At 71.1% G+C, this 16,525-nt stretch carries 13 protein-coding genes; 9 read left to right on the top strand and 4 right to left on the bottom strand.

The window, feature by feature from the left end; genetic code table 11:
* Window positions 1-90 precede the first annotated feature (90 nt).
* Genes fabG through QF035_RS04605 form a run of 5 tightly spaced genes read left to right on the top strand, consistent with a single transcriptional unit; the run spans window position 91 to window position 5,606 of the window.
* Window positions 91-837, top strand: a complete 747-nt coding sequence (gene fabG / locus QF035_RS04625) for a 3-oxoacyl-ACP reductase FabG (protein ID WP_307518316.1) — start codon at window positions 91-93, stop codon at window positions 835-837.
* A 45-nt stretch (window positions 838-882) separates the two neighbouring features.
* Entirely contained in the window at window positions 883-2,142 is a 1,260-nt protein-coding gene (locus QF035_RS04620) for an acetyl-CoA C-acetyltransferase (RefSeq protein WP_307518315.1), read from the top strand.
* Window positions 2,142-3,590, top strand: a complete 1,449-nt coding sequence (locus QF035_RS04615) for an OB-fold domain-containing protein (RefSeq protein ID WP_307518314.1) — start codon at window positions 2,142-2,144, stop codon at window positions 3,588-3,590. The genes QF035_RS04620 and QF035_RS04615 overlap by 1 nt, the downstream gene beginning before the upstream one ends.
* On the top strand, window positions 3,587-4,795 hold the full coding sequence (locus QF035_RS04610) for an acetyl-CoA acetyltransferase (protein WP_307518313.1): 1,209 nt from the start codon (window positions 3,587-3,589) through the stop codon (window positions 4,793-4,795). Before QF035_RS04615 ends, QF035_RS04610 begins: the two co-directional genes overlap by 4 nt.
* A gap of 16 nt (window positions 4,796-4,811) precedes the next feature.
* Entirely contained in the window at window positions 4,812-5,606 is a 795-nt protein-coding gene (locus QF035_RS04605; RefSeq protein ID WP_055617252.1) for an SDR family NAD(P)-dependent oxidoreductase, read from the top strand.
* Between the two features lie 109 nt (window positions 5,607-5,715).
* Here QF035_RS04605 and QF035_RS04600 read toward each other — a convergent pair whose 3' ends face one another.
* Window positions 5,716-8,493: a branched-chain amino acid ABC transporter permease/ATP-binding protein gene (locus QF035_RS04600; RefSeq protein WP_307518310.1), complete on the bottom strand. Its 2,778-nt coding sequence runs from the start codon at window positions 8,491-8,493 to the stop codon at window positions 5,716-5,718.
* A 238-nt stretch (window positions 8,494-8,731) separates the two neighbouring features.
* Between QF035_RS04600 and QF035_RS04595 the strand changes: the two genes are divergently transcribed.
* The 4 genes from QF035_RS04595 to QF035_RS04580 are packed head-to-tail and all read left to right on the top strand — an operon-like array spanning window position 8,732 to window position 13,432.
* Window positions 8,732-9,922, top strand: coding sequence for an ABC transporter substrate-binding protein (locus QF035_RS04595; RefSeq protein ID WP_307518309.1), 1,191 nt, complete (start codon window positions 8,732-8,734; stop codon window positions 9,920-9,922).
* A 45-nt stretch (window positions 9,923-9,967) separates the two neighbouring features.
* Window positions 9,968-10,681 (top strand): ABC transporter ATP-binding protein, encoded by a 714-nt coding sequence (locus tag QF035_RS04590; RefSeq protein WP_307518307.1) that lies wholly within the window; start codon window positions 9,968-9,970, stop codon window positions 10,679-10,681.
* 10 nt (window positions 10,682-10,691) lie between these two features.
* Window positions 10,692-12,035, top strand: coding sequence for a hypothetical protein (locus tag QF035_RS04585; protein ID WP_307518306.1), 1,344 nt, complete (start codon window positions 10,692-10,694; stop codon window positions 12,033-12,035).
* Window positions 12,032-13,432 carry an acyl-CoA reductase gene (locus tag QF035_RS04580; protein WP_307518305.1) on the top strand — a complete coding sequence of 467 codons (1,401 nt, stop codon included), beginning with the start codon at window positions 12,032-12,034 and terminating at the stop codon, window positions 13,430-13,432. The genes QF035_RS04585 and QF035_RS04580 overlap by 4 nt, the downstream gene beginning before the upstream one ends.
* A gap of 93 nt (window positions 13,433-13,525) precedes the next feature.
* Here QF035_RS04580 and QF035_RS04575 read toward each other — a convergent pair whose 3' ends face one another.
* The 3 genes from QF035_RS04575 to QF035_RS04565 all read right to left on the bottom strand — a co-directional run bounded on the left by QF035_RS04575 (window position 13,526) and on the right by QF035_RS04565 (window position 16,362).
* On the bottom strand, window positions 13,526-14,032 hold the full coding sequence (locus tag QF035_RS04575) for a hypothetical protein (RefSeq protein WP_307518303.1): 507 nt from the start codon (window positions 14,030-14,032) through the stop codon (window positions 13,526-13,528).
* A 210-nt stretch (window positions 14,033-14,242) separates the two neighbouring features.
* The gene (locus tag QF035_RS04570; RefSeq protein ID WP_307518302.1) at window positions 14,243-15,262 is read right to left on the bottom strand and encodes an ArsR/SmtB family transcription factor; all 1,020 of its coding nucleotides are present in this window, start codon (window positions 15,260-15,262) and stop codon (window positions 14,243-14,245) included.
* Window positions 15,263-15,354: 92 nt separating this feature from the next.
* Window positions 15,355-16,362 (bottom strand): alpha/beta hydrolase, encoded by a 1,008-nt coding sequence (locus tag QF035_RS04565; protein WP_307530891.1) that lies wholly within the window; start codon window positions 16,360-16,362, stop codon window positions 15,355-15,357.
* Window positions 16,363-16,525 lie beyond the last annotated feature (163 nt).

Here is a 16,525-nt window from a genome sequence, read left to right as displayed (position 1 = left end):
TGCGCTCGGCCGCCTCATCGCGGTATTGATTGTTTGAGTGTAATAGGTTATCTATTTAAGAGGAATAGCGACGAGCCAGGGCGGGCTGACATGGGACTGCTGGACGGCCGGAACGCCGTGATCACCGGCGGCGCACAGGGCATCGGCTTCGAGATCGCCGGCGTGCTCGGCGGTGCGGGCGCGTCCGTCGTCATCGGCGACATCAACGAGGTCGCCGCGGCGCAGGCCGCCGAACTCCTCGCCAAGAACGGCGTGGCCGCCACCTCGCTGCGCTGCGACGTCACCGACGAGGACGAGGTCGCCGCTCTGGTCGCCCATGGCACCGACGTGTTCGGACCGGTCGGCGTCATGGTCAACAACGCCGGGATCACCCGCGACGCGACCCTGCGCAAGATGGCACTCGCCGACTTCCGCGCCGTCGTCGACGTCCACCTCGCCGGAGCCTGGAACGGCACCCGGTACGCCGCCGAGGCCATGCGCGCCCACGGACAGGGCGGCAGCATCGTCAACATCTCCTCCATCGCCGGCAAGGTCGGCAACTTCGGGCAGACCAACTACAGCGCCGCCAAGGCCGGACTCGTCGGTCTCACCAAGGCGTCCGCCAAGGAACTGGCCCGGGCCGGCATCCGGGTCAACGCCGTACAGCCCGGCCTCATCCGCACCGCGATGACCGAGGCGATGCCCCAGGCCGCCTGGGACGCGAAACTCGCCGAGATCCCCATGGCCCGCGCGGGCGAACCCGCCGAGGTCGCCCAGGTCGTCCTCTTCCTCGCCTCCGACATGGCGAGCTACATCACCGGAGCCGTGGTCGAGGTGACCGGCGGCCGGTACATGTGACCCGGCTCCCCGCCAGACCCGTACCCCTCATGAAAGGCACGACGGATGCCCGCCCTCTTGCGTGACGCGGTGATCTGCGAACCCCTGCGTACCCCGGTCGGTGGTTACGGAGGCGTCTTCCGCGACGTGACGGCGGCCGAGCTCGCGGCCACGGTCGTACGCGCCGTGCTGGAACGAACCGGCGTACCGCCCGCCGCGGTCGACGACGTCCTGCTGGGCCAGTGCTACCCCAACGGCGAGGCCCCGGCCATCGGCCGCGTGGCCGCCCTGGACGCCGGCCTGCCCGTGGAGGTGCCGGGGCTCCAGATCGACCGCCGCTGCGGCTCCGGACTGCAGGCGGTCATCACCGCGGCGATGCAGGTGCAGACCGGCGCGAGCGACCTGGTGCTGGCCGGTGGCGTCGAGTCCATGAGCCAGGCCGAGTTCTACACCACGGACGTGCGCTGGGGAGTACGCGGCGCGGGCACCACCCTGCACGACCGGCTGGCCCGCGGCCGTGTCACGTCCGGCGGCGTCAACCACCCTGTTCCCGGTGGCATGTTGGAGACGGCCGAGAACCTGCGGCGTGCGTACGGCATCCCCCGCGAGGAGCAGGACGAACTCGCCCAGCGCTCGCACGAGAACGCCGTCGCGGCCCAGCGGGAGGGCCGGTTCGCCGACGAGATCGTCCCCGTCACCGTACGCACCCGGAAGGGCGAGACGGTCGTCGACACCGACGAACACCCGCGCCCCGGCTCGTCGTTGGAGAAGCTGGCGTCGCTGCGTCCCGTACTCGGCCGGCAGGACCCCGAGGCGACCGTCACCGCGGGGAACGCCAGCGGGCAGAACGACGGCGCCTCGATCTGTGTCGTCACCCACCCCGAGCGCGCGGCCGAATTGGGCCTGCGCCCGCTGGGCCGCCTGGTCTCCTGGGCCGTCGTGGGCGTGCCGCCCGAGACGATGGGCATCGGACCCGTGCCCGCCACGGCCAGGGCGCTGGAACGGGCCGGACTGAAACTCGCCGACATGGACCTGATCGAACTGAACGAGGCCTTCGCCGCCCAGGTCCTTGCCTGCACCCGTGAATGGGCCCTGACCGAGGCCGACTTCGACCGGTTCAACGTCAACGGCTCAGGCATCTCGCTGGGCCACCCCGTCGGAGCCACCGGCGGCCGCATCCTCGCCACCCTGCTGCGCGAACTGGACCGCCGCCAGGCCCGCTACGGCCTGGAGACCATGTGCCTCGGCGGCGGACAGGGCCTGGCCGCGGTCTTCGAACGGCCGACCCACGCACACAACGCGCTCAACGCTCCTGGAGGACGCTGATGGCCGGACTGATCGCATATGGCGCGTACGTGCCGTACCACCGCCTCGCCCGAACGGATGTCGCCGCCGTACTGGGCACCAAGGCGGGCAAGGGAACCCGGGCGGTCGCGGGCTACGACGAGGACACCACCTCCATGGCCGTCGAGGCGGCCCGCGGAGCCCTGGCCCTCGACGGGCTGCGCCCCCGCATCGGGCAGCTCTTCCTCGCCACCGCCGCGCCCGCCTACCTCGACAAGACGAACGCGACCGCCGTGCACGCCGCGCTCGGCCTCGACGAGCACGTCCTCGCCGCCGACATGGCCGGCTCCGTACGCTCCGGCCTCGGCGCCCTGGTGACCGCCGCCCGTTCCCCCGTCCCGACCCTCGTGGTCCTCTCCGACCTGCGGACCGGGCTGCCCGGCTCCGCCGACGAGACCGCGGGCGGCGACGGCGCCGCGGCGTTCGCGTTCGGGGGCCACCGCAACGGGGCGCCCGTTATCGCGGAGCTGCTCGCCCACGACACCGTGAGCGACGAGATCCTCGAACGCTGGCGGCTGCCCGGCTCGCCCACCTCCCGCGTCTGGGAGGAGCGGTTCGCCGAGGAGATCTACGTGACCCTGGCGGGGAAGGCGCTCGGCGCCGCGCTCGACCAGGCGGGCCTGGACATCGGCGCGATCGACCACTTCGTGGTCTCCGGACTGCACGCGCGCGCCTGTGCGACCGTGCGGCGTACGGCAGGTGTGCGCCCCGAGGCGGTGACCCCGGACCTCACCGGGGCGATCGGCAACGGGGGCACCGCCCAGCCCGGTCTGCTCCTCGCCGACGTCCTCGACCGCGCCCGCCCCGGCGAGACCATCGCGCTGGTCGTTCTCGGCGACGGCGCCGGAGTCCTCCTGCTGCGCACCACCGAGGCGCTGACCACGCACCGCGGCGCCCGCCCGGTCGCCGCCCAGATCGCCGCGGGCAGCGCCCCGGTGCCGTACGCCACGTACCTCTCCTGGCGAGGTCTCCTCGACCGGGAGCCGCCCCGCCGGCCGGACCCCGAGCCGCCCTACGCCCCGCCCGCGCACCGCCGGGGCGGCTGGAAGTACGGCTTCGTCGCCTCCCGCTGTGAGAAGTGCGGCACCCGGCATCTGCCGCCGGACCGGGTGTGCGTCTCCTGCCGGAGCGTCGACGCCATGACCGACGAGCCGATGGAACACGTGCGCGGCACCGTCGCCACCTTCACCGTGGACCGCCTGGCCCACACACCGAGCCCGCCGATGCTCGTCGTGGTCGTCGACTACGACGGCGGTGGCCGGTTCCGCTGCCAGCTCACCGACGCCACCGAGGCCGACGCCGTCATCGGCGCCCGGGTGGAGATGACGTTCCGGCGCACGGTCACCGCGTCCGGCGTCCACAACTACTTCTGGAAGGCCCGGCCGGTGCGCACGGGCGACACCGACCGGACCGAGGAGACACACGGATGAGCTCGCACGGAATCCGGGACCGGGTCGCGATCGTCGGCATGGGCTGCACGACCTTCGGCGAACACTGGACCCGCTCGGCCGACGATCTGCTGATCGACGCCGTCGGCGAGGCCGTCACCTCGGCCGGCATCACCCTCGACGACATCGACGCGTTCTGGCTCGGCACCCAGGCGTCAGGCGTCTCGGGGCTGACCCTCAGCAGGCCGCTCCACCTGCAGTACAAGCCGGTCACCCGCCTGGAGAACATGTGCGCCACCGGCTCCGAGGCGCTGCGCAACGCCTGTTACGCCGTCGCCTCCGGCGCGTACGACGTGGCCATGGCGGTCGGCGTGGAGAAGCTCAAGGACTCCGGCATGTCCGGGCTCTCGGGCACCACCATGCCGGGCGCGGGCGACGACAGCCGCGGCGAGATCACAGCCCCCGCGAACTTCTCCCTCCTCGCCCCCGCCTACGCCGCCAAGTACGGCCTGTCGGAAGAGGAGTTGAAGGACGTCATCACCCGCATCGCCTGGAAGAACCATGTCAACGGCGCCCGCAACCCCCGCGCCCAGTACCGCAAGGAGGTGCCGCTCGAGCGCATCAGGTCGGCGCCGATCGTCGCGGGGATGCTCGGCGTGTTCGACTGCTCGGGGGTCTCCGACGGCTCGGCCGCGGCGATCGTCGTACGGGCCGAGGACGCCTACAAGTACACCGACAGGCCCATCTTCGTGAAGGCGCTGTCCTTCGTCGCCGGTCCTGCGGACGGCCTGCTCGACCCGGAGTACGACTTCACCACGTTCCCCGAGGTCGTCGCGTCCGCCCAGGAGGCCTACCGGCAGGCCGGAGTCACCGACCCGCGCGCCGAGATCGCCCTCGCCGAGGTCCACGACTGCTTCACGCCCACCGAACTGGTGCTGATGGAGGACCTGGGCTTCTCCGAGCGCGGCCAGGCATGGAAGGACGTCACCAGCGGGGCCTTCGACCTGGACGGCTCACTGCCGGTCAACCCGGACGGGGGACTCAAGGCCTTCGGTCACCCCATCGGCGCGTCGGGCCTGCGCATGATGTTCGAGGCCTGGCTCCAGCTGCGGGGCGAGGCACCGCCGGAGCGCACGGTCCGGACGCTGGCAGAAGGGCGTTCGCTGGCCCTCACGCACAACCTGGGCGGCGGACCGGGCGAATGTGTCTCCTTCGTGTCGGTGGTCGGAAACCAACTCACCGATTGAGAAAGGCGGTTCGGTCATGGGACGACTGGACGACAAGATCGCGATCGTCACCGGAGCCGCGTCCGGCATCGGCGCCGCCACCGCACGCCGCGTGGCGGCCGAGGGCGCGCACACGGTCGTGGCCGACCTGAACCTCGACGGCGCCAAGGCGGTCACCGAGGAGATCCGCGCCGCCGGAGGTTCCGCGACCGCGGTCCCGGTCGACCTCGGCGACATCGAGAGCGTACGGGCCATGGTGGACGCGGCGATTCAGACGTACGGCGGACTCGACGTCCTGCACAACAACGCGGCGGCCACCCACCTGGCCGCCCGCAAGGACCTCGCCGTCGTGGAGGCCGACCCCGCTGTCTGGGACGACACCATGCGCATCAACCTCCGCGGGACCATGGTCGCCATTCAGGCCGCGGTCCCGCACATGGTCGCGCGCGGCGGCGGCTCGATCATCAACACCTCGTCCGGGGCCGGGCTCGCGGGCGACCTGCGCAATCCCGCGTACGGGGCCTCGAAGGCGGCGCTCATCAACCTCACGCAGTACGTCGCCACCCAGTACGGCAAGCAGGGCGTGCGCTGCAACGCCATCGCGCCGGGCTTCATCGTCACGCCGGCCAGTTCCGGCTCGGCGCACGGCGCGATCCGTGAGGCGATGCTCCGTCATCACCTCACGCCGCGTCTGGGTGAGCCGGAGGACGTCGCGTCCGCGGTCGTCTTCCTCGCCTCCGACGAGTCCGCCTTCATCACCGGGCACACCCTGCGCGTGGACGGTGGCCTGCTGGCCCACCAGCCGTATGTGGCGGACCTGCGCGACGCGTAGCGCTCCGCTGGATATGCGGTTCGTTGTCTGCGGGCCGGTGGGGGCTTGTCGCGCAGTTCCCCGCGCCCCTGACGGGGCGCGGTCCTGCACCCGAATTCCCCAGGGCCGCTCAGGCGTTCACCGGATCCTCCGCCGTCCCGGTCGCCGTCCCCTCCTCGGGTGTCAGGTTGCCGAGGTAGGCCGCCCGGACCGCCGGGTCGCCGCGTACCTCCTCCGGCGTGCCGACGCAGATCCGGCGGCCGAAGTCGAGCACGACGACCTCGTCGCAGACGCTCATGACCATGTCGACGTCGTGCTCCACGAGCAGCACACCCATGCCCCAGTCCTCGGCGAGCCGCCGGACCAGATGGGCCAGCTCCCGGGACTCGTCGTCCGACAGTCCCGCGGCCGGTTCGTCGAGCAGCAGGACGGACGGCGAGGTCGCCACCGCGCGGGCGATGGCCAGCAGCCGCCGCTCGCCGTACGACAGGTCGCCCACCGGTCGGTCCAGGGCGCCCTCCAGCCCGAACTCCCTTATGGCGACGAGTACATGGGCGGGCAGCGGGCGGCTGCCGGGGCGCACCAGGTCCTTGAGGTACGCCCACGGTCCGGGCCGGTCGCAGGCGGCGTACAGGTTGTCCAGGACGCTCATGTCCTCGAACAGCTCCAGTGACTGGAAGGACCGGCTCAGACCGGCTCCGGCCCGTCGGTGCACCGGCAGGCGGGTCACGTCCCGGTCGCCGAGGCGGACACCTCCGGACGCCGCCCGGGTGAAGCCGGTGACGGCGTCGATGGCGGAGGTCTTGCCCGCGCCGTTGGGACCGATGAGACCCACGACCCGGCCCGGCTCGATGTCGAAGGAGAGGCCGTCCACGGCGACGACCCCGCCGTACCGCACGGTGAGGTCCCGCACGTGCAGGGGCAGTCCGTGGGTGCGGTGAGCGGCCTGGGGCGGTGCCGCGTGGTGTACGTCCGGAGCGACCACCTCGTCGCCTTCTGCCGCGCCCTGCGCGACGCCGGCGTGCTTCGGGCCTCGCTTCGAGAGCAGTCGGCGTTCGGCTGCAGCCGCCTGCTTGCCGACCTCCCGTCCGATGCCGTCCTGGTTGCCCACCAGGGTCAGTACCAGGATGATCCCGCCGATCAGCGGCATCCATTCGCTGAGCCCGGGCAGCACCAGGTCCCCGAAGCGGGCGCCGACCGTGCCCGCGGCGAAGGTGGCGGCGAAGAGCGGTCCGACGAGGAAGCCGACGCCGCCGATGACCGCGAGTCCGAGTGCGGTGATGGACTCGAAGCTCGCGAAGTCGGCGAAGACCACCGAGGTCGAGCGGAAGCCGGTGAGCACTCCGGCGAGCGCGGCGATGGCCGCGGACAGCCCGAAGGCGTAGAGCTTGGCCGCGCGGACGTCGATGCCGAGGGCCGCCGCGGCCCGCTCGTTCGCCCGCACCGCGATGAGCCGGCGGCCGGTTCTGCTGCGCCGGACGTTGGCGACCACGAGGGTGGCGGCCACGAACATCACCAGTACGACGGCCGCGTACCGCTGCGGATGGTCGACGCCGGAGATGTCGATCCCGAAGAGTGTCTGCTTGCCCACCGCGATGCCGTCGCTGCCCGGTGTCGTGGACAGGTCCGTGTTCTGGAAGACCATCGTCTCCAGCGTGGTGCCGAGCCCGAGCGTGATGATCGCGAGGTTGACCCCGCGGGTGCGGACGGCAGGCAGGGCGAAGAGCAGGCCGATCGGCACCGTGCCCAACACGCCTGCGAGCAGGGCGAGTTCGAAGGGCCAGCCCCAGTCGGCGGCCGCGTGCCCGGCGATGAAGGCGCCGGTCCCGGCGAGGGCGTACGCCGCGAGCGAGACCTGTCCCGCGTACCCGGTGACCACGATGATCGACAGGATGATCAGCGAGAGCACCAGGGTGTTGGTGATCGCGTCGGCCCACAGCGGCGAGGACAGCCCGATCAGCAGCAGCCCGGTCACGACGGCGAGCGCCAGCGGCACCGGGCGCACCCTTCCGCTGCCCAGGGCGGGCAGCCGCTCCAGGAACGTGCCGCGCAGCGGCAGGGCCCGGCCGCGGGCGACGAGCATCAGGGCGATGACGAGGAAGGGCACCGACGCGGCGAGTCCCGTGACGTCGGAGCCGAAGCGGGTCAGTTCGGACTGTACGACCCCGATGACCAGGCCGCCCGCCAGCGTGACGGGGAACGACGAGAACCTGCCGACCAGCGCGGCGGCCAGCGCGCTCAGCAACAGGGTGGTCAGTCCGGTCACCGACAGGCCGATGACTGGCACGATCAGGATGCCCGTCAGCCCCGCGAGGGCTGAGCCGAGTCCCCAGTTGGCGGCGGCGATCAGGTCCGCGGACCAGCCGAGCGAGGCGGCCACGCCCTGGTTCTCCGCGACCGCGGTCGTGCCCAGGCCGAACAGGGTGCGCTTGTAGAGGGCGTGCAGGGCCGCGGTGACGACGACGGCGATGCCGAGCAGCCAGATCCGGTCCTCGGAGACCGTCGCGCCGGCGATCTCCACCAGCCCGGACGGCAGTTTGGCCGGCACCAGCTGCACACTGTCGCCGTAGCGTTTGACCGCGACGGCGGTGAGCACGATGAACACCGCCAGGGTGCCGACCAGGCGCGCCAGCGAGGACGCCCTGCGCAGCGGCCGGATCACCAGCAGGTGGGTGAGCACCCCCAGCACCGTGGACCCGAGCACCCCGCAGGCGACGGCGGGCCAGTACGGCACACCGTGGTTGACGGCCAGTTCCCACTGCACGTAGGCGCCGGCCATCCCGATCGCGCCGTGCGCGAAGTTCAGGACGCCGGAGCCCCGGTAGACCAGCACGATGCCGTGCGCGGTGAGCGCGTAGAGCGCACCGAGCCCCAGGCCGAGCAGTGCGAAACGCAGGATGTCGTCCACGTGAAGAACCTCCCAGGGCCTTACTTCTCAGAGCTCCATGAGTAGCGAACGCCGGATCGCCCGACAAGACCAGACAGCGTATTTATTTAAATAATTGTGCCGAGAGTACTTCACTAAACAAACGCCACCCTCCATGCTGTCGGCATCTCGACGTCGCCCATTGACGGGCGCGAGCCCCGCGGAGGGACCCATGAACGACTCACGACGACGTAGAAGTGCCACAGCGAGCTGTCTCGCCGTGACCGGAGCCCTACTGGCCGCCGGATGTGGGGGAGAGGCCTCCAGCAGCTCGTCCGACACGTCCTCACTGAAGGGCGCGACGGTCAAGGTGATGGTCTGGGCACCGGAGAACACCCAGGGCAGCGCACAGCCCGGGGTCCGGCAGACGGCCCAGGCCTACGAGAAGTGGATCAACGACAACGGCGGCATCAAGGGGGGCCCGCTGAAGGTCCTCACCTGCAACGAGAAGAACGACGCCGACGAGGCCGAGAACTGCGCCCAGAAGGCGGTCGCCGAGAAGGTGGTCGCGGTCGTCGGCTCGTACAGCCTCGCCGGAGACCGCTACATGCCGATCCTGGAGAAGGCAGGCATCCCCTACCTCGGCGGGACGGGCGTCTCGGCGGCTGAGTTCTCCAGCCCGATGTCCTTCCCGGTCAACGGCGGCACCCCCGTGGTGTTCGCCGCACACGGCAAGCAACTGGTCGACGAGGGCTGCAAGAAGATCTCCGGCGTCCGGTACGACGTCGCGGCCGCCGACACCGTCTCGAAGTTCCTCGCGCTCGGCGTGACCGCCGCCGAAGGAGCGCCGCCCAAGGACCTCAAGGTGCCGCTCACCGCCACGGACCTCGCCCCGCAGGTCGCCGCGGCGACCAAGGGCACCGACTGCGTGAGCGTCATCCTGGGCACGCACTCGGACCTGTTCGTGAAGTCGTATGTGCAGTCCGGCGCCAAGACCGAACTGGGCAGCGTCGTCGGCAACCTCACCCCGGAACTCGCCGAGAGCACCGGCGGCGCCAGTAGCCCGCTGAACGGCGCCGCGATCACCGGCTACTACCCGCCGACCTCAGACCCGGCCTGGAAGGACTTCGTCGAAGCCACCAAGGGCGAGGGCCTCGACACGTCGAACGGCGCCAACGCGACGGCCTGGGTGGCGTTCAAGGTCTTCACCGAAGCCGCCAAGAAGCTGCCGACGATCTCGGCCAAGGCCCTGGTCGAGGAGCTCAACACGACGAAGGGCATCGACACCGGTGGCCTGACCCCACCGCTGACCTGGGCGGAGTCGACGGCCCTGCCGATCAAGGGCCTGAACCGCATACACAACACCACCGCCACCGAACTGACCATGCGCGACGGAAAGATCGAGTGGGCCAAGTCCGGGTCGACCTTCATCGACGTCCGGAAGGTGCTGACAGGCGGCTCGGCCGGCTGACCTCCGGCATACGAGAGCCCTGGAGCCCGAGGAAGGAGAACGTCCGTGCACGACACCGGACAGCCCTTGATCGAAGCCCGCGCACTGTCCGCCGGCTACGGCACCGTGCCCGTACTGCGCGACCTCGACATCGAGGTCCGCCCCGGTGAGGTCGTCGCTCTGCTCGGGCCCAACGGCGCGGGCAAGAGCACGACCCTGCGGGTGCTGTCGGGAGAACTGGCCCCGATGAGCGGCGAGGTGCGCTGGCTGGGCGGCACCGGCCACGCACCACTGCACCGCCGCGCCCGCCAGGGGCTGGCCTACGTCGGTGAGCGGGCGGTCTTCACCCGTCTCGACACCGCCGACAACCTGCGCGTGGGCCGGGTGACGACGGACCAGGCCCTCGCGCTCTTCCCCGAGCTGGAGAAGCGGCTCAGGACCGGTGCCGGAATGCTGTCGGGCGGAGAGCAGCAGATGCTGTCGCTCGCGCGGGCTCTGTGCCGTACGCCCAAGCTGCTCCTCGCCGACGAGCTCTCGCTCGGTCTCGCACCACTCGTGGTCGACCGCCTCCTGCGCGCGGTGCGCGAGGCGGCCGACCGCGGGCTCGGCGCCCTGCTGGTCGAACAGCACGTGCGCAAGGTGCTGGACATCGCCGACCGCGTGTACGTGCTGCGCCGCGGCCGGATCGTCATGACCGGGACCCCGAAGGAACTGCGCGCGAACCTGGACGAGATCGAGTCGTCCTACCTCGCGCACAAGGCAACTGTGACAACGGATTGAGGTAGGTGCTGTGGCAAGCGCACGCGAGCAGATCCGATCCCTGGTCCGGTCCGGCGACACCTTCGACCAATCCGCCGAAGACATGGCGGAGCTGCAACTGGAGGCCGCGCGGGAGGCCTTCGCCGCCCACCGCGAGCGCATCCCGCTGCTGCGCACCCGGGCGGAGGAGACCGGCGTACGCGAGGTCACCGGCCTCGACGACCTCGTGCCCCTCCTCTTCTCGCACACCAGCTACAAGTCGTACCCCGTCTCCCTCATCACCGCCGGCCGCTGGGACCGGCTCCTGCGCTGGTACTCGACCGTGTCGGTGGTCGAACCGGACGAGGTCGACGTCGACGGCGTACGTGACATCGACGAGTGGACCGAACGCATCACCGCCGCCGGCCACCGCCCCTACATCACCAGCGGCACGTCCGGGAAGGTCTCCTTCCTCAACTGCGACGGCACCGACCTCCGGTTCCTGCACGACATCCTGGAGCACCTCACCTGCTGGCCCGACCCCCTGCCGCCGAATCCCGTCCGCCGCGGCTACCTGCTCGCTCCGGCGAGCGGACCGATGCGCTCCATCGACGGCTTCCGCTGGCACGCGGACGTCTTCGCACTGCCCGGCGAGACCCGGCTGCTCACCGAGGACCCCATGCGGGTGTCCGAGCTGATGAGCAGCGCGCTGCTGCGCCGGCGGATGGCGGAGGGCATCGCGACCCCGCAGGAGATCAGCTCCTTCGAGTCCGCTTCCGGCTCACGGGAGGAGGAACTGGGCGCGGCCATGGCCCGGATCGTCGACGACATCGCCGCCCACCGCGACGAACCGTTGCTGATCGCCGGGATGAACAACCAGCAGTTCACCCTGATCCAGGGCCTGCGCGCCCGAGGCGTACCCGACGGCGGCCTCCACCCGGACACGCTGGTGCTCAGCGGCGGCGGCAACAAGGGCCGCGCGCTGCCCGACGACTACCAGCAGCAGTTCGCCGCCTTCTACCAGGGCGTACGGCGGGTACGCAGCTACGGCATGACGGAGTTTCAGGGCTCCTGCCTCGCCTGCGAGAAGGGCAACTACCACGTGCCGCCGTGGGTGATCCCGCTGGTGCTCGACCAGGCGGGCGAGAAGCTGCTGAACCCCGAACACGGCGTCGTGGAAGGGCGGTTCGCCTTCCTGGACGTCTCCCTGGAAGGCCGCTGGGGCGGACTGATCAGCGGCGACCGGGTCTTCGTGGACTTCTCACCGTGCGAGTGCGGCAGATCGGGCCCGGCCGTCCTGCCGGACATCCAGCGCTTCGGAGACCTCGGCGGCGACGACAAGATCACCTGCGCGGCGACACTCGACTCCTATGTGAGGGGAATGATCCACGGATGAGCGGTACGACGCTGCAGGGCGAACCCTCGGTGGAGACGGCGGTGGTGCACGTCGTGCGGGGCGAGGTCGACCAGGCCCCGCCCGTCGGCCACGGCCGCGGAGCCTCGGCCTTCACGGCACCGGCGCTCGATCTGGACCGCCTGGTGTGGTCCCGCACCGAACCCGGACCCGCCTTCGACGTGCCCAGCGCGGAGATCGTCGACCTGCTGGTGGAGACCGGTGAGGCGCTCAAGGCCGACCGGGAAGGGCTGCTCGCCGAAGCGCTGGAACGCATGGTCCGGATCAGCCCGCTCCCCGCCGAGGTGCTCGAACGCGCCTACGCCGTGCTGTGGCGCAGCTTCCAGCGGACCAGTCTGCACGCCCAGATCGACCACGAACTCGGCGGAGCGGACGTGCTCGACGGCTGGCGCGAGGTGCGGCTGCCCGAGGGCCGGATCGCCGCCACGCGCGCCTTTCCGCCGCGCCTGGTGCACATCATCGCGGGCAACGCGCCCGGCGTGGCGGCGATGTCCGTCGTACGCGGCGCCCTCACCAAGGGCGTCAACCTCCTCAAGCTGCCCTCGAACGACCTGTTCACCGCGACCGCGATCCTGCGCACGATGGCCTCGGTGGCACCCGGTCACCCCGTCGCGCGCTCGTTCTCCGCGGTGTACTGGAGGGGCGGCGACGAGACGGTGGAGAGCGTGCTGTTCCGTCCGCAGTTCTTCGACAAGCTGGTCGCCTGGGGCGGCGAGGCCACGATCCGCGGGGCCCTGAAGTACGTCGGACCCGGCTTCGAGCTCGTCTCCTTCGATCCCAAGACCTCCATCTCGGTGATCGGCCGCGAGGCCTTCGCCTCCGAGGAGACTCTGCGACAGGCAGTGGAGGAGGCCGCCTCGGACGCCACGTTCTTCAACCAGCAGGCGTGCGTGGCCAGCCGCTTCCAGTTCGTCGAGGGCTCCGAACAGGACGCCGACCGCTACGCCGCGCTGCTCTGCGAACGCCTCGGCGTCGCCCGGGAGTTCAGCTCGGCTGACGGCCCACGGGTCGCCGGGGAACTCCGCGAGGAGATCGACGTACTGCGGTCCCTCGCCCCCGAGTACCGGGTGTGGGGCGCGTACGACGGCCGAGGTCTCGTCATACGCTCACCGGAACCGGTCGACTTCCACCCGGACGGAAAGATCGTCAACGTCGTCCCGGTCGCCGCGCTCACCGACGCCGTCACGCACGCCGGGGTCGCCACCCAGACGGTCGGCGTGTACCCCGATACCCGCAAGCCGGAACTGCGCGACGCCCTCGCCTGCGCCGGCGTCCAGCGCGTGGTGTCGCTCGGGAGGGCGGGCGGTATGCCACCCGGCCTCTCCCACGACGGCTTCTATCCGCTGCAACGGCTCATGCGCTGGGTGAACGACGAGTAACTCGTCGCCGGAGGGTTCCGGTTCTGATACGTCCGCCCCGGCGCCGCACTCAGGAGAGTGCCGCACCGGGGCGGACGTCATCGCGACCCGCGCTCAGCAGTTGCGGATGCTCCAGACGGGGGTCCAGGTGTAGGAGTGCAGGGCCGAGTCGGGCCTGAAGGAGTGGAGGACGTTGCCGCTCTGGCCGTAGAAGTACGAGGTGACGCCTCCGGTCTGGAAGTCGTAGTAGTAGCCGGCGCCGTCCCAGTACGACACGGAGTACCGGTTGCAGGAGTAGAGGAAGAAGATCTCCCAGCTGCCCGTCGTGGGATCCCAGACCTCCGTGCAGAGGTTTCCGCTGGGGCAACTGAACGTGCCGCCGGGTGCCACGTGGATGGACCTGGCGGACGGTGAGACGCTCGGCGAGTTCGCGGCCGCCGACCGGGTCGACGCCGACTGTGCGTCCTGCGGCGCCGGTGGCGCGGTCAGGACCCGGCCGACCGCGCTGTCGTCCGAGGCGACGGCTGCCTGGGCCGGGCCGGCGGTGAACACAGCCGCCAGCATCAGAGCCAAGGCACCGACGAGGCCGAGGACGGAGCGCCTGGCACGCACTCCGTGCACGCTATCCATTCTGCGCATTCGGTTGATCCCCCTGTTCAGGACGCGACATACGAGGCACCCGGTGGCGGTGTGGCCCCGTTCGTGGTGCCAGGCTGTCGTCGGCCGGCGCGTGGCCGCCACACGTTGAAGCCGTGGCTTAAACGGAAGCCGCCTCTCAGGCGTCTCGCGCCTGGTGCCAAGGGGCAGGCATGAGGCGTCAGTCGTCAGTTGTCAGGGGTCGAACGGCGTGTGCGGTGTGTGCGGTGCGCCCTCAAGGAGGACGAGCCCCGCGGGTGTGATCGTGTGCAGCACGTGCTTGCTGCGGCGCACGCTCAGCAGCAGTCCGGCCTGTCGCAGCACGCCCGTGTGCTGGCTCACCGCCGCCCCGGAAATGCCGATCCGCTCCGCGAGTTCACCGGTCGTACGTCCGGTCACGACGTCCTGCAGGATGGCGGCCCGGGTACGCCCGAGCAGCGCGCCCAGTCCCCCGTCCCGGCCCGTGGCGCCGGGCATCAGCGCCCAGCCGGGCGTGTGCTGGATCGGGTAGACGAGGACCGGTGTGCGGTCGGGGGCTGGTACGGCGAGAGTGACGGGTCGTCGGGAACAGAAGAAGGACGGTTGCAGCAGTAACCCCCGTCCATCGAGCCGCAGTTCGTGGTCGACCGGGTAGTCGGCCTCAAGTACCGGCGGCTGCCACCGCAGTACGGGCCGGAGGCTCGCCAGCAGCCCATCGGTTCCGCCTCCCAGCACCGCCCGGGCGCGTACGGCACGGTCGGCGTCCACCTGCGCCCGGATGTGCGGCCAGAAGGCGGCGAGCGCTCGCCGGTGGTACCCGTGCAGCGCGGCGCCCAGCCGTTGCACGGCTTCGAGAGTGCCCTCGGCGAGAGCACGGGCCTCGGCAGGCAGCGGTCTCGGCCGGGCCGGGGAGGCGACGAGCCTGGCCAGATCGCCGCGCAGGTCGGCCCGGGGCGTGCCGAGCACGGTGTCGACCGCGCTCTCCAGCCCGAGGGAGCCGCCCAGGTCGGGCGTGAGGAAGTCCGGGAAGTAGCCGCGGGGCGGCAGCAGCGCGGCGAGCAGCCCGTCCGCCGGACCCAGTCGTGGCCGCACGATGCGCCGCCACTCGCCGAACGCCAGAGCGTTCTCCTCCCTGATCAGCGCCTGGAAGCTGTTGACGATCTCCCACAGGGGGTCGGGGGCTGCGGCGACACGTACACGTGCGATGTCGTCGGCCGTGAAGTGCACCCGCAGCATGGGGATCTCCGACGGTGAGCGGTCATCAGGCGAACGGCGGTGCCCAACGACAGTGATGGAGCCCAACTGCCCGGGCAAGGGGGCACATTCGGTCACACGGGTCCTGCCGGCCCGGTCGGCCGTGCGCGGTCCCCGGAGTGGGCGCCGCTCTGGGACGTCCGGGCCGGCCGGGTGTGGAAGAAGCCGGCCAACTCGGTGATGGCGGGCGTGACGTACTCGTCCTTGTCGTACAGGTCGACGTGGCGGGCGCCTTCGATCCAGTGGAGTTCCTTCGGGCCGCGGGCCTTCTGGAACGCCTCGACGCTCATCCAGGAGGTCACCGCCTCACGTCCGACGATCATCAACAGCGGGCGCGGCGCGATCAGGTCGACGAAGCCGAAGGCGTCGAAGGAGACCATGCGGTCGACGCTGGACCAGGTGAGGGACTTCGCCGAGCGCGAGTGCTGGGCGCGGTCCGTGCAGTAGTACTCGAAGCCGTCGGCGGCGTGCCGGCCGCCCAGGGCGAGGGCCTGCTCAGCGGTGTCGGGGAAGAGCTGGAAGCTCTGGACGCCCTCACCGAGAGCCTCGGCGGTACGCGCGGCGGCGGCCGCGTCGAGCATGCCCTGGATGACGGCGGGGTCCTGCGTGCCGTCGGCACCCAGCCGGAACTGGCGGGCGATGTCGACGCCACTGACGGTGCCGACGGCCTTGATGCGATGGTCGGTGGCGGCGGCCGACAGCGCGTACCCGCCGGAGGCGCAGATGCCCAGGGCCCCGATCCGGTCGGCGTCGACCTCGTCGCGTGTCGCCAGGTACGACACCGCGGCCTTGATGTCCTCGACCCGGTGGGCCGGGTCCTCCAGGCCACGCGGGGTGCCCTCGCTCTCACCCTGAAAGGCGGCGTCGTACGCGAGAGTGACGAAGCCCAGCTCGGCGAGGCGCCGCGCGTACAGCCCGGCGGCCTGCTCCTTCACACCGCTGCCGGGATGTCCCACCACGATGGCAGGGCGGGCTCCGGCGGCTTCGCCAGAGGGGTTGTCTCCGGGGCTGTCTCCAGGGGCGTAGAGGTGGCCGGCGAGCTTCGGGCCGGCGCTGAGGAAGGTGACGTCCGTCCTCGTGATGTCTGTCTTCATGATGTCCGTCCTCATGATGGTGATCTCCAGCCGCGCAGAGGGGCGGGCTCGCATCGGTGGCGAGCTCCGGCAGCCGCCCGGAATCCGCCGACCGCGTCCACCACCGTCATGCCGCCCGGCGGCAGGTGCCAGGGACGGTGCTGCCTATGCA

The organism is Streptomyces umbrinus, assembly GCF_030817415.1.
GTDB classification, from domain to species: Bacteria; Actinomycetota; Actinomycetes; order Streptomycetales; family Streptomycetaceae; genus Streptomyces; species Streptomyces umbrinus_A.
Note: the sequence above shows the minus strand (reverse complement) of the source record. Positions and strands in the feature narration are given on the sequence as shown.